We start from the raw sequence: 13509 nt of genomic DNA, 5'->3' as shown, positions 1-13509 counted from the left end.
TTAGACAGTAAGTTGGACAACAAGAACAATAGTGACGTAAAGAACACCACGGCTGAGGACATTGTTCCAACCCCAATGGAGCGAGTCTATGGTTCGGTTGAACATATTCGGGCTGTTTCGTGGCTGTACGGCATTGACACTGTGCCTGCTGAATATTCGCGTACTTTAGTGCTTGGGTGTGAAGACGGATTAAACTTACTGCCTTTTGCCTCCGCTTACTCTTCTGCGCAGATCGTTGGGGTCGAATTAGCATCAGAGTCTCTCCCTGAAAAACAGAAAAATGCAGATATCCTGTTGCCGACCAACCTACATCTTTACAGTTTGTCTCTGGAGGCATTACTGGGCAACTCGTGGGAGAATTTTGATTACATCATTGTTCAGGGGAGCTTTTCTCTGCTTGCCAATGAGGTGACCGATCTCTTGCTGGCGTTTTTTCAACAAAAGTTGAGTGCGAAAGGCATTATTGCTCTAGATTGGTTTTGCCAGCCCGGAGCTAAATCCATGGAGGCACTACGCGATGCGATCCAGCTTTACAGTTGTCGGGGGGAAATTTTTACCGAGCAAGTCGCGCAGGGAAAAGCGATGTTGTCTTGGCTTAATCAGGTATCCCCGATGTCAATTGCTACCGAAAGCAGCCTTGGCTTACCGCTGAAGAAAGCGAATGTACTGTCAGACGATTTATTCATACACTATTTTCTGGAAAGCAAAAACGAACCCAGTTATTTAGTCGAATTTAATAACCGTATCGAAAATTGCGGTTTGGCCTACGTGGGTGATGTGAGGCCTGAAACAGAAACGCCCGATTTTTACAATAAAGCGTTAGATGAGCGGTGGCAGGATATCGCCTTTGGATGTGGAAAGGTGATGGGTCAACAATATTTGGATATTGCAGTAAATCGTAGTCAGCGTTTTAGTTTATTGGTATCGCAGAGTAGGGCTCCAGAAGTATCTGAACAGGTTGATTATTCCCGATTGGCGGATATGCGTTGGGCTGGAGGGTTCCACCGTCAGACTTCCGCTCTTCGTGTTATTCATAACTCGCTCGCCAGTCATGATGGTGTCGCTGTTTCTACAGACAATATTCTGACGATGTGTATCCTTGACACCCTCGGAGATGCTTGGCCGTATAGTGTCAGCTTTGACCAACTCGTCTTTCATTGTCGATTGCCAGATGATGATCCAGAATCGCCTTTTTCGGCCTATCTTGAGAAGAAAATAATCAATGCCCTGAAAGCGTTGCTGAATAAAGGCATCTCAAGCCTCCATTTTCAGTTGGACAAAGATCGCCACAGTTTGTGCAATGAGCACCAAGTTGCAGCTAGCGAGAGTGTTAAGCTCCAGTTGCAGAGTGCGCCAGGATCGCTGTCTGTGATTAATCTGTGGCAAGAAGTGGTGGAGCTTACGGAAGAAGAACGGGAACAACTGTTACTTCCAAGCTTAACCCTTACAGCAACCAACCGAACGTTGGTTGACAGCCTGCACCATAAAGGTGTGTTAAACGCATCTGCACTGGGCTGGAAACGCTATTATCAACAGGTCGCGCGCAATGCAGAATTGGTTGATCTTAATCGAGTACCTTGTGCGTTATTACTGTTCTCCAGCGATGTTTCGGCAGGGGGATTCTATACTCGCACCTTTGAACTCTTGGCCAATGAAACAGACACAAACGCTGCGAATCAGGATGAAGACTCGATAGATGGTGAGTTGGTTGTTGAAATCAATAGTCTTCTGATTAAAAGTAAAAATGAAAAAGCGATCGCGCTGGTAGAGCATGAACGAGAGCGACTTCTGAAAACAATAAATGGTTGTTATTATTTATCACGATTTTATCGGCGGGTTGCGGATGATGCATCAACTGCACTGATGCTAACGCGTATATTATCTTATAACTCAACGAGTTTATTTGTTTACTCAGAGTTGGCGATGGCGCTCTACCAACACCGAGTGTTTTGGACTGCAGGGCGGTTAGCCCGTGCAATTTTGTGCTGTAACCGGAAAAGCTCTCCAGATTGGTTTTTGCTTGGACTCTTACATAAAGAGAGTAAAACATTAGATCATGCCGAATACTGTACACGACAGGCGATGGCATTAGTGCCGAATAGTCAGCAAATCGTTGGTCTATTGGGGGGATGCTTTTACGAACAGGCAAAGACTGATGAGGGAATTGCGTTTCTACGTAAAGCGATAAGAGATCCAATTTCTGATTATTATGTCTACAGCCAATTGGCATTTATTCTTTCTCACAGTAAAAATGCGACGGCCCAAGAGCTTATTGATTGTCATTTGGCCTATCCCAAAGCAGAAATGGCATGGGCAGCGCATCAGACGTTCGAAGGTTATCGACCTCTCGACAAATCTCTCGATAGGAAACTGCGTATCGGTTTTGTATCTGGTGACCTTAGAGATTGGCATCCAGTGGGCTTTTTTTTCACACCGATTTGGGACAAGTTAGATCGGAAACAGTTTGAATTATACTGCTACAACAACAGCCCCTCTTATTTGCGTAATGCGGGTACGGATCACTTCGAAGCAACCGCAGATGCCTGGCGAGATATTCAACATGTCAACCCAATTGAATTAGCCGAGATGGTAAAGACGGATAAGATTGATATATTGATCGATCTTTCTGGGCATACCGGTTACAACTGGTTAAGCACCTTTGCGTTAAAAACCCGCGCCGATACAAATTTCTTGGGTCGGTTATCATGCTACCACGGGATTGCCTGTAATGGATTATTACGCGACTATTTTCCCTGTGGCGAAAGATCCCATGATTGAGGCGCAATTTACGGAAAAATTGATCTACCTTTCTTTGCCGAATAGTTTTGACAACAAGGAATCCACGATACCTGTCAACCCATTGCCTGCACTTAAGAACGGCTATTTCACCTTTGGCAGTTTCAATCGCCCGAATAAGGTCAATGATGATGAGTTAGATGCGTGGGCGGAGATATTAAAACGCGTTCCAACGTCAAGAATGCGTATTGGCAACATGCCGAGCGCTATTTGGGCTCACATTCTTGAGAACTTGCACCGCCGAGGTATTGATATCAGTCGAGTTAAGCTATTTGAAAACATGAGCTTAGCACATTATTTTCAGGCGCATAATGACGTCGATTTGTTGTTAGATACCTTCTCATTTACCGGCGGCACTGTTACAAATCATGCTGTATGGATGGAGTTATGCTCATTTCTGGTGTACGGGGTTTCGGGGAGGGTGGCGTATCCTGCTGATTGATTTCGTGGATGATTTCAACAACAGAGAGATGATACCCCATGAAAAAGTCTACCCTACAGGTCTCCGCAGAACCAGATATTGCCGCTGATCCCTTGCATGAACTCATTCGTAATGGTGCCAGGCAACTGATAGCTGCCGCCGTTGAGGTTGAGCTCGAAGCCATGCTGCAACAACATGCTGAACGCCGCCTTGACGACGGGCGTCATGCTGTCGTTCGTAACGGCTATTTGCCACCGCGAACCATACAGACGGGTATTGGGGATGTTGAAATTAAAGTGCCCAAGGTCAGGGAGCTCAGCGGCAACGGAATATGCTTCAACAGCGCGTTGTTGCCGCCTTATCTGAAACGTGCAAAAAGCGTCGAAGAGTTGCTACCATGGCTGTACCTGCGAGGCATATCCACCGGTGATTTTCACGAAGCCCTGAGGGCGCTTCTCGGTGAAAAAGCGAATGGCCTCTCTGCCAGTACCATCAGCAGACTGAAACAGCAATGGCTTGAAGAGCACAGGCAATGGTGCCTGCGTGATTTAAGCGATACGCGCTACGTTTATTTCTGGGCCGATGGCATATACAGCCATGTCAGGCAAGATGATTGCCTTTGCCTGCTGGTCATTATCGGCGTCACTGAACATGGACGTAAGGAGCTGGTTGCGGTCGAAGATGGTTATCGAGAGTCAGAAGCAAACTGGGCCGAACTTCTTAATGGCCTGCGAGCACGTGGCCTAACCGTATCTCCCAAGCTGGCTACGGGAGACGGTGCCCTTGGTTTTTGGAATGCAATGGCAAAGATATTCCCGGACACGCAGCACCAACGCTGTTGGGTGCACAAAACCGCTAATGTGTTGGCTTCACTCCCCAAAGCCATGCAACCGAAAGTTAAGGCTGAGCTGCGGGAGGTTTGGCTAGCAGAGAGCCGTGATGCCGCTAATGAAGCCTTTGATGTTTTGTTGGCAAGGTTTTCAGCGAAGTATCCTTCAGCGATGAAGAAGCTGGAGAAAGTTCGAGAAGAACTGTTGGCATTCTACAACTTCCCGTCAGAGCACTGGGCGTCAATAAGAACGACAAATCCGATTGAATCGGCTTTTGCGACTGTGAGGCTACGAAGCAGAGGCGCGAAGAACGGTGGTTCGAGAGAAACAACCCTGTCAATGGTATTTAAGCTGCTCCAGTCAGCTCAGAAAAGCTGGAACCGACTAAGAGGATTTGACCTGCTGACCCTGGTTGTAAGCAACGTCCAATTTAAGGATGGAGGACAGATTCACGAAGCATCAGAGCGGAACGTAGCCTGATCGCCATACACCAGATTTGCTAATAACTCGAAACTGGGCTGCATCCGCTTGTTTTACCACCGGTTACGCAATTAAGGGACACAGCCCAAGTTTTCTACCTTTATTTGGCTTTGTTGAATAATAGTGAGTCATGCTGTTTTGCCAAGCCAGTTTTGGTAGAAAATGCTTGTCACCTCAGGTTTACAGTTTTCTTATGAGGCCTAACTGCATGATTTTTCGTTGCGAGGATCTGTCGTTTCACCGGGGGTGCAGCATAAAATATGTTTATTCAACAAAGCCGGCTGGAACCTGAGAGTTTTTCAGTCGGGCACCCTTACTCAGCGGATCAATAGTTGCTATTGAGCCGCTATGCCACCGTAAAGCGATTGGACTAATGAATTAAGGATATCCACTTAATATGCAAGATAATTCTGTTGACCCTGTTAATGTTGCTGATGAAACCGTGCATCGCCCACAAATTGAAACGTCATATGCATCGCCGGTACATATCAAGGCGGTGGCCTATTTGTACGGTATCCATACGCCTGCAGTAGAAAAAGCCAGAGTACTTGAATTGGGCTGTGGTGCAGGGGATAACATACTGCCGTTTGTACTTGCTTATGAAAAGAGTCAGTCGGTTGGTATTGATCTGGATGATGCGCTGATTAGCCAAGGACAACATGCATTACGCACAATGTCAGTGCCAAATCTTCAGCTGGCGACCGCGAGGATTGATGAATTATTAAACAGTGAGTTAGGGGAATTTGATTACATCATCATTCATGGCCATTTCTCTACGATCAATAATGCAATGCGCTCGGCTCTATTAGAGTGGGTTAAACTGCATTTAACGCCCAAAGGGATAGTTTGCCTAGCGTGGAGTACTTATCCCGGTTATAAGGTTGCTGAAGTATTGCAGGATGCGCTGCAATTGCATAGCAGCCTGGCGCAAACGCCAGCAGAACAACTTGACAGTGCTCGTGCGATGCTAACTTTTATGTCTCTGGGACTGGCTGCAAAAAATACATTAAGTGAACCAATGTGTGAGCTGGTCAAACACGTTGAAACTAGCTCCGATTTAGCATTGAGTCTGAGGTATCTTCAGGGCTTGAATGAGCCATGCTATCTACTCGATTTCCATGCTATGGCTGCCGGTGCTGGATTTGCCTATGTAGGGGATCTTCTGCCTCATACCGAGATTGCGGGGTACTATGGTGGTGACGTTGAGAAACTGCATAATGCCATATGCCCGGGTGATAACAAGTTGCTGGGTCAGCAATACCTGGATTTTGCTGTTGGACGTAGCCATCGTTTTAGTTTGTTAGTGCCTGAACAGCGTGCAAAGGACATTCTGCCAACGCCTGATTTAGAGCGGTTGACGCATTTTCATTGGGCGGGGAGTTTTCAGCGAGGTGTAACTAACGAAGGCCATGTGACCAATGCGCATTATTCTGGCAGTGGTGTTGTTGTGCATATCAATCATGACTTGGCGCTGAACATGATGGATGTGATCAGTGATGCTTGGCCCCACAGTGTCAGTTTTGATCAATTGGTGTTTAATACCCGAGCACCAGAATATAATAAAGAAGATAAGCAGCATCAGCAGGATGTGTTGGATGCGCTTACAATGCTTTTTCGTAGTGGAATCGAGGGATTGCACTTTAGCCAGGAACAAGGGCGTTATAATAGTAGCTCATCGACATCAGTACAGCTCCTACCTTGTGTTGCTGCCTTATTGCGGGATAACGTACCCGCGCATACCGCTATCGGTGCTTTCAATCTCTGGCATGACAAGATTATGTTTACCTTTACTCAGCAAGAACAAGATTACCTGAGGCTGCTGTTATGCCAGAAATCTGACCTGCCACTTGACGCTGATTGCTACGAGTTCATGGAGCGTCTACGTATAGCTGGCGTGTTGTGGGGCAGCGTCCCTGCCTGGCAACATTATTTTCAGCAACTGCTGCAAGCATGTTCATCAAAGAGCGAGCGCTATCTCGGAGCATTGATCATGTATTGCAGTGAAACTAGCGTCGGGGGATATATCAGCCCGGATTCAGAAAAAGTGAAGAAGTCTCACCACAGTAAACGTGTGGCTGATGCCAGGCCAGTCGATAAAACGATACAACAGCAAATTAGAGACCTCATCAATATTAATGATTATGCGGCGGCTCGGAGCAAGGCTAAAGCGCTGGTCGAAGAAATGCCATCGAACATGTATTGCTGGTATCTGCTTGGGCAAACAAACTTAAAAACGGGGGCATATGACGAGGGGCTGGCTGCCTTGATGAAAACATTGTCGATGCATGCTACGAGCTGGAGTGTATACCAGGATGCTGCTTATGCCTTTTGGTATAGCTACCGACACTACTATGCCGGGCGTTTGGTACGCAAAATATTGCGTTGCGATCGTCGTAATGCAGGTGCATGGAATATGCTCAGCACCTTGTATAAAGACAGCAATGAGATGGCCCAAGCTGAATTTTGCGTTCGAAAGGCAGAACAATATGCGCCAGAAGAACCTAACATATTAAACAACCTGGCCAACCTGCTCAGCTCGCAAGGGCGGATGAGTGAAGCTGTGGACTGTTTTCGCCGTATGCGTGCTATTGCTCCTGATGACTGTGATTTATATAGCAGCTATCTTTTCACGCTGCTACACGATGTACGGGAAACGCCTAGGTCGCTTTATGCAGAGCACCGAGGGTATGGTGTATTGGTCGAGCAACGGGCACAACAGTATCATCGGCATTTCATCCCGAAAGGAACACGGGAACCTGGGCGTAAATTACGCGTCGGTTTCGTTTCTGGAGATCTATGGAATCACCAAGTGGCGAACTTCTTAAGGCCAATTTGGGAGAGTATCAATCGGGAGTACTTTGCGCTTTATGGCTTTGCGTCATCAAATAAGTACGACAATATTACTCAGTCCTTTGAGCAAACTGCTGACGGATGGCACGCTGTGTATTGCAAGAGTGATATAGAGTTAGCTGAGCTAATCCATGAGGAACAGATTGATATTCTGTTTGATCTTTCTGGTCATACTGCGTGTAATCGCTTGTCTATGTTTGCATTTAAACCTGCTCCCATACAGATAAGTTGGATTGGTTGTCCTGGCACCACAGGAATGTCAGCAATGGACTATTTCCTTATTTTTAATTTGGCTCCGGGAACGAAAAACTTCCAACAACAATTTGTGGAAAAACTGGTTTATCTGCGTAGCGAACTTCAATTTAAAAGTGTGAACAATAGCCCTGAAGTGAACGAATTACCCGCTATAAAACGTGGGGGATTCACGTTTGCTAGCATGAATCGTATACAAAAACTTAATGATTATATGTGCGATGCATGGGCCCAAATACTCAAGTCGGTACCCGATAGCCGAATGATTATCGCAGGTCTCTCTGGTAAACAAGACATTGCCATTTTGCGCGCTAAATTTGATAGCTATGGAATAGCGTCATCTCAACTTGTTTTTCATGAAAGGCTGTCATTAAGTGAGTACTTGGCGTTACATCATGAAATTGATTTATTGCTTGATACTTACCCTTACTCTGGAGGGACAACGACCAACTATGCGCTTTGGATGGGGGTGCCAACACTCATGTTGACGGGTGAAAACTACCATACATGGCAAGGTGTTGCTGCATTAAACGCACTGGGCTTAGAGGGATTTGTCGCTTCTTCAAAGCAAGAATACATCGAGCAAGCCATTAGCTGGTCAATTCGGCTTGATGAACTGAATCAATGCCGGCAGGCCTTACGGCCGCGTTTCATGGCGATTGAAAAACAAGGCGGGTCACCCTCACTGTACTTTGAGCAAATGATGCGAAGCGTCTGGATGAATTACTGTGATGGTAAACCTGCGCAAGCATGTGCATTCGGGTATTGATAAGTAGAGTAATCACCGCTCAAAATGTTATTATGTGACAAAGACCTTTGAGTTGTGATGTATGCTTGCAATGACATCTCAATATGTAATTGATGGCTGTACTCGCCATCAATTACAGCACAAAAGGTAAGGGCTAGCAAAAGTGGTGTGGTTCTCTGGTAGCGTAAGGCCAGGGCGGTAGCGTGCCTAAAAAAGATAAGAACGAATCGTGGAGAGCATTAGCGTGAAAAATATCTATGTCAATAGACCGCTGCTTCCTCCGTTGGAGGAGTTTGTTCCGTATCTAGAAAAAATCTGGGATAACAAGTGGTTAACTAACAATGGTCCATTTCACCAGCAGTTCGAGCAGCAATTGGCTGACTATTTGGGTGTCAAATACATCAGCGTTTTTTCCAACGGTACCCTAGCGTTGCTGACTGCATTACAAGTTTTACGCATTACGGGTGAAGTGATAACAACACCCTATTCTTTCGTTGCGACATCACACACGTTGTTGTGGAATGGTTTGACGCCTGTATTTGCTGATATCGACCCTAAAACGTGCAATATCAATCCAGAAAAAATTGAACAACTGATCACATCAGCGACATCAGCAATTTTACCTGTGCATTGCTACGGGATACCCGCAGATGTTGAACGTATTCAACAAATCGCAGATATTTATGGGTTGAAGGTCATTTATGATGCAGCACACGCTTTTGGTGTCAAAAAAGAGGGTGTCAGCATTCTTAATCATGGTGATTTATCAATACTGAGTTTTCATGCCACTAAGGTGTTTAACACCATTGAGGGTGGGGCAATTATTTGTCCTGATGAAAAAACAAAAAAATGGATTGATTATCTTAAGAATTTTGGTTTTACCGATGAAGTGACTGTTGTGGCGCCTGGAATTAATGGCAAAATGAATGAAGTTCAGTCAGCGTTTGGATTGTTACAGTTACAATATATCGACAAAGCGCTTGAGTTGAGAAAATCCATTTCTGAAAGGTACTGTCATTCATTATCGGATATAGAGGGTATCAGAATAGTTGATGTTCCTGACAATGTTGAATGGAACTATGCGTACTTTCCTATATTCATAGACAATCGCTACCCTTGTAGCAGAGACGCACTCTACAACAAAATGAAAGCTGCAGGTGTTTTTGCTCGCCGTTATTTCTACCCCCTGATCAGTGATTTTCCTATGTATAAGATGCATAAAAGGGGAGATCTCTCTGAGTCTGTCAGTATTGCCAATTCTGTACTGTGTATTCCTATCTATCCTGATTTAGAGATAGAAGAGCAGGAAAAAATCATCTCACTAATCAAAAATACAACAGCTGGAAACGATTAGCGCTGTATATTCGCTTTTTTGTCTTTTGGGTATGGAATGATTATATGAATCGTATTTTTATTGTTGGTGGTGATGGTCTGGCTCGCGAAGTCTATTCATATATAGATCGGATGATGCAAGCGGGTGAAAAAATCCAATTTAGTGGTTTTCTCGGACATAATGGATACGGCAATCTTGAAAATTATAAAGAATACAAAGAGTTGTATGTGTGTGACGTAGATGATTTTGTATTTGAGGAAAACGATTGTGCGGTGATCGGTGTAGCAAAGCCTGCTATAAGAAAAAGTATATATACTTATCTTAAGAACCGCGGCGTGAAAATGCCAAATATTATTGATCCATCATGTATTTTATTTCCACACAGTGTGCTTGGTGATGGTAATATTTTAGCCATACGAACTTTGATATCAACCAATGTTCATATTGGAAACGGAAATTTATTTAATGGTGGTGTCGAGGTTGGGCACGATGCTATTATTGGTGATTTTAATTTTATATCGCCTAACGTCCGTGTCCTTGGAAATGTTAAGGTTGGAAATGAAAATATTATTTCAACCTCTTCAGTTTTACTTCCTAAATCACGTATTGGAAACGAAAATACGATAGTTCCTATGTCTGTGGTTTATAAGGGGTGTGGTAATAACTGCTATATGTCCGGTAATCCGGCAGTTAAAGTAAATAATTGAGGTTTTGTTGAATAAACATATTTTATGCTGCAACCCCGGTGAAACGACAGATCCTCGCAACACAAAATCATGCATTTAGGCCTCATAAGAAAATTGTAAACCTGAGGTGACAAGCATTTCCTACCAAAACTGGCTGGAAAAACAGCATGACTCACTATTATTCAACAAAGCCAATAATTGATGATAATTGGAGCGACAGTCATGACTGAGAAAGAATTTTTATCAGAAGTTCAGGAATTATTGCAGACAGATGAAGTTTTGAGCATGGACACTCATCTGCCAAGTCTTGCTGACTGGGATTCGCTTTCTATCATGGCGATGATGGCATTTCTTGAGCGTAATTTCGGTGCCAAAACGACCATGGCCGATTATAAAAACATTAAAGACCTCCGCGAAATTGTAAAAATGGCAAATATCACGCTATGAGTGATTTTTTCAGCGGAAAGGTATTCCTTGTTACCGGAGCATCATCTGGCATCGGAGAATCAGTTACTTTGAAGTTGAACGCATTAGGTGCCAAGGTCATTGCTGTAGGCAGAAACCGGGAGCGATTAGAAAAAGTGCGAGTAAAGAGTCAATTCCCGCACCATATTTTCTCTGAAGTTAAAGAGTTGGCTGAAAATATTGAAACGATGTCGAGCTATGTTCAATCTTTGAAAGACCGCTATGGGAAAATGCAGGGCTTGGCGTGGTGTGCTGGCATCTCCGATATTGTGCCTTTACGAAGCCTCTCTTACGAAGGTATCAAGGATACGTTCGCGATTAATTATTTCTCACCGCTGATGATGGCTAAAGCTTTCTCCGATCGCCGTGTTAATAATAATGCAGGAAGTTCTATGGTTTTCGTGTCCAGTGTCGCAGCACAGTCGTGTGACAGAGGACATACCGAGTACGCGGGAAGTAAGGCCGCGCTCTGTGCATCGATCAGGTGCATAGCCAAAGAGTTGGCCCCCTCTAGAATCAGAGCCAATTGTGTTTTACCGTCAACGATAGATACGCCTTTAACAACAGCAATGATAGAAAAATACAACACTGAGCATCAACACTATCCAATGGGGATCGGGGCCGTTGATGATGTATCCGAAATGATAATTTTTTTACTTTCTGATAAGTCAGCTTGGATCACAGCTCAAAATTATGTTGTAGATTGTGGAAGTTTTTAATCAGAGAGGTCATTGATATGTCATTGTCAACGTTCAAGCATGCCAAGGTTTCTGCTATTTTTTGTGTTTTGCCAGAAAATCAAAAAAATATTGATGATGAAATTAAATTTTATGAAAATGATGCCGCCAAACTTAGCCGAAATAAAAAAATATTAGGTTTAGGCACACGTCATGTTGTACCCGATGGCGTTACAGCTGCTGATTTATGTGAGGCGGCTGCGCGAGTGCTGATAGAAAAGATGGATGTTGATGTCAATGAGATTGATACTCTCATTATGGCATCTATCAACCATGATTATATCGGAAACTCAGATGCATGTATTATTCAGGGGAAGTTAGGGCTATCTGAGGAGTGTGCTTGTTTCGACACCAGTGGCTTGGGATGTACCGATGCTATCTATGCGCTTTGGTTGGCGCATTCTCTGGTTGAAAGCGGGGCATCAAAAAAATGTTTAGTACTTGAAGGTTCTTCAAGTAGTCTTATTACAAATGTAAGAAACAGAAACGCAAATATGTTGTTTGGCGATGCGGGAGCCGCTATCTTAGTTGACCGCTCTGACAAAGAATATGAATCGTTTTTTCACCTAAAAAGTTTAGGCAAAGATTGGAAAAAAATTGTCACGCCAGCGGGGGGGGGCAGACTGCCTGTTCAACGTGATATTGTAGATTTGGAAATCATGGATCCTGTTGGAAACCCGTATCACTTGTCAGACTCGGTGATGCAAGGTGGTGATGTCTTTAAGTTTGCTATAGATAATGCACCTGACTCGATCAGTAAAGTTATTGAATATGCAAAAAGTAGCTACCAAGTAATTGATTTTTTTGCTATCCATCAGGCGAATGGACAAATTGTTAGAACTATTATTAACTATGCTGGGTTACCCAAAGATAAAGCTTCAGCTGAAACATTTTCTAAATATGGAAATTGTGGTGGCACATCTGTGTTGGTTAATTATTGCGACCAAATGTTTGGTAAAGTAAGTAATAGTACGCTTTTCGTTTCTTTCGGTGTTGGACTTTCGGTTGCGAGTTGTAAGCTGGATCTGTCCGATACGATAAACGGTGGTGTTACTTTATATAAAACACCTGACTGTATCCAATCAAGAGATGAGCTGATCTCTGAGTGGGTTAAATTTATAAAAAACGAAGATTGATTTTAAGTAAAGTACAATATAGAGGTTACCATGTCTAATTTTGAGAAATATAAATCTGCATTTGTTACAACGTTTGATATTGAGAATGAAAATGGCATTGAAGAACTTAAGTATCAATCTATCGAAGCGTGGGATTCAGTCGGTCACATGGGGTTGGTTGCTGCATTAGAAGATGACTTTGGCATTATGCTTGATACAGATGACATCGTTGATTTGAGTTCCTTCCAAAAAGGAATTGAAATACTTAAGAAGTATAATGTTGAAATTTGAGTGAGACAGCGATGAGTGACATCAGTATTCTGCGCGATCTTGGGCCTTTAGAGATCCAGAAATATCAACAAAATCGTTTTCCTTGTTTTTTTGTTGATGCTATTGAAGAAGCCATTCCTGGTAAAAGTGCTCGGGGATTTAAAAACTTTACTTACAATGAGTGGTTTTTCCCCGCTCATTTTGAGGACGAGCCTGTTGTTCCTGGTTTTATTCTTATCGAAACGCTGACACAAGTATTTTTGATGACTTTCTTAACAAAACCAGAGAATAAAGGGAAGAAAACAGGCTTCTTGTCTGTTAAAAATGCAAATTTTAAACAGAAGGTTATTTCAGGAAAACGTTTGGATATTGTGGCTGAACTTGATTCTTATTCCAGAGGGATTGCGAAAGGGAAATCTACTGGGTTTATCAATGGTGAGGTTGTTTGCCAAGTTGAGTTGGTTGTTGCTGTGCCTGATACGCTAAACCTATATCTTCCAAAGTAGATTTTATTTCGTAGGAGTTT

General features: G+C 43.7%; 11 protein-coding genes. All 11 read left to right on the top strand.

Features of this window, described 5'->3' with window-relative positions:
- Positions 1-12: 12 nt before the first annotated feature.
- A complete protein-coding gene (locus tag ACD630_RS09255) occupies positions 13-2778 on the top strand; it encodes a methyltransferase regulatory domain-containing protein (RefSeq protein WP_430358875.1) in 2766 nt (921 codons plus the stop codon).
- On the top strand, positions 2729-3238 hold the full coding sequence (locus tag ACD630_RS09250) for a hypothetical protein (RefSeq protein WP_430358874.1): 510 nt from the start codon (positions 2729-2731) through the stop codon (positions 3236-3238). Before ACD630_RS09255 ends, ACD630_RS09250 begins: the two co-directional genes overlap by 50 nt.
- 38 nt (positions 3239-3276) lie before the next feature.
- Positions 3277-4527: an IS256 family transposase gene (locus tag ACD630_RS09245; protein WP_430358873.1), complete on the top strand. Its 1251-nt coding sequence runs from the start codon at positions 3277-3279 to the stop codon at positions 4525-4527.
- A gap of 397 nt (positions 4528-4924) precedes the next feature.
- A complete protein-coding gene (locus ACD630_RS09240) occupies positions 4925-8398 on the top strand; it encodes a methyltransferase regulatory domain-containing protein (RefSeq protein WP_430358872.1) in 3474 nt (1157 codons plus the stop codon).
- Positions 8399-8621: 223 nt separating this feature from the next.
- Entirely contained in the window at positions 8622-9731 is a 1110-nt protein-coding gene (locus tag ACD630_RS09235) for a DegT/DnrJ/EryC1/StrS family aminotransferase (protein WP_430358871.1), read from the top strand.
- A gap of 44 nt (positions 9732-9775) precedes the next feature.
- The gene (locus ACD630_RS09230; protein ID WP_430358870.1) at positions 9776-10417 is read left to right on the top strand and encodes a hypothetical protein; all 642 of its coding nucleotides are present in this window, start codon (positions 9776-9778) and stop codon (positions 10415-10417) included.
- Between the two features lie 201 nt (positions 10418-10618).
- On the top strand, positions 10619-10843 hold the full coding sequence (locus ACD630_RS09225; protein WP_430358869.1) for a phosphopantetheine-binding protein: 225 nt from the start codon (positions 10619-10621) through the stop codon (positions 10841-10843).
- Complete coding sequence (locus tag ACD630_RS09220) at positions 10840-11580, top strand: SDR family NAD(P)-dependent oxidoreductase (RefSeq protein ID WP_430358868.1); 741 nt, start codon at positions 10840-10842, stop codon at positions 11578-11580. The genes ACD630_RS09225 and ACD630_RS09220 overlap by 4 nt, the downstream gene beginning before the upstream one ends.
- Before the next feature lie 17 nt (positions 11581-11597).
- Entirely contained in the window at positions 11598-12734 is a 1137-nt protein-coding gene (locus tag ACD630_RS09215) for a 3-oxoacyl-ACP synthase III family protein (RefSeq protein ID WP_430358867.1), read from the top strand.
- Between the two features lie 30 nt (positions 12735-12764).
- Positions 12765-13004, top strand: coding sequence for an acyl carrier protein (locus tag ACD630_RS09210; protein WP_430358866.1), 240 nt, complete (start codon positions 12765-12767; stop codon positions 13002-13004).
- A gap of 11 nt (positions 13005-13015) precedes the next feature.
- Complete coding sequence (locus tag ACD630_RS09205) at positions 13016-13489, top strand: 3-hydroxyacyl-ACP dehydratase FabZ family protein (RefSeq protein ID WP_430358865.1); 474 nt, start codon at positions 13016-13018, stop codon at positions 13487-13489.
- Positions 13490-13509 lie beyond the last annotated feature (20 nt).

Source organism: Symbiopectobacterium sp. RP (assembly GCF_050472005.1).
Taxonomy (GTDB): Bacteria; Pseudomonadota; Gammaproteobacteria; order Enterobacterales; family Enterobacteriaceae; genus Symbiopectobacterium.
Note: the sequence above shows the minus strand (reverse complement) of the source record. Positions and strands in the feature narration are given on the sequence as shown.

Bases quoted from the DNA above. Each gene is read 5' to 3' on its own strand.
- ACD630_RS09250 (WP_430358874.1), top strand. From the start codon at position 2,729: ATGGATTATTACGCGACTATTTTCCCTGTGGCGAAAGATCCCATGATT.
- ACD630_RS09245 (WP_430358873.1), top strand. From the start codon at position 3,277: ATGAAAAAGTCTACCCTACAGGTCTCCGCAGAACCAGATATTGCCGCT.
- ACD630_RS09210 (WP_430358866.1), top strand. From the start codon at position 12,765: ATGTCTAATTTTGAGAAATATAAATCTGCATTTGTTACAACGTTTGAT.
- ACD630_RS09225 (WP_430358869.1), top strand. From the start codon at position 10,619: ATGACTGAGAAAGAATTTTTATCAGAAGTTCAGGAATTATTGCAGACA.
- ACD630_RS09215 (WP_430358867.1), top strand. From the start codon at position 11,598: ATGTCATTGTCAACGTTCAAGCATGCCAAGGTTTCTGCTATTTTTTGT.
- ACD630_RS09220 (WP_430358868.1), top strand. From the start codon at position 10,840: ATGAGTGATTTTTTCAGCGGAAAGGTATTCCTTGTTACCGGAGCATCA.
- ACD630_RS09230 (WP_430358870.1), top strand. From the start codon at position 9,776: ATGAATCGTATTTTTATTGTTGGTGGTGATGGTCTGGCTCGCGAAGTC.
- ACD630_RS09240 (WP_430358872.1), top strand. From the start codon at position 4,925: ATGCAAGATAATTCTGTTGACCCTGTTAATGTTGCTGATGAAACCGTG.
- ACD630_RS09205 (WP_430358865.1), top strand. From the start codon at position 13,016: ATGAGTGACATCAGTATTCTGCGCGATCTTGGGCCTTTAGAGATCCAG.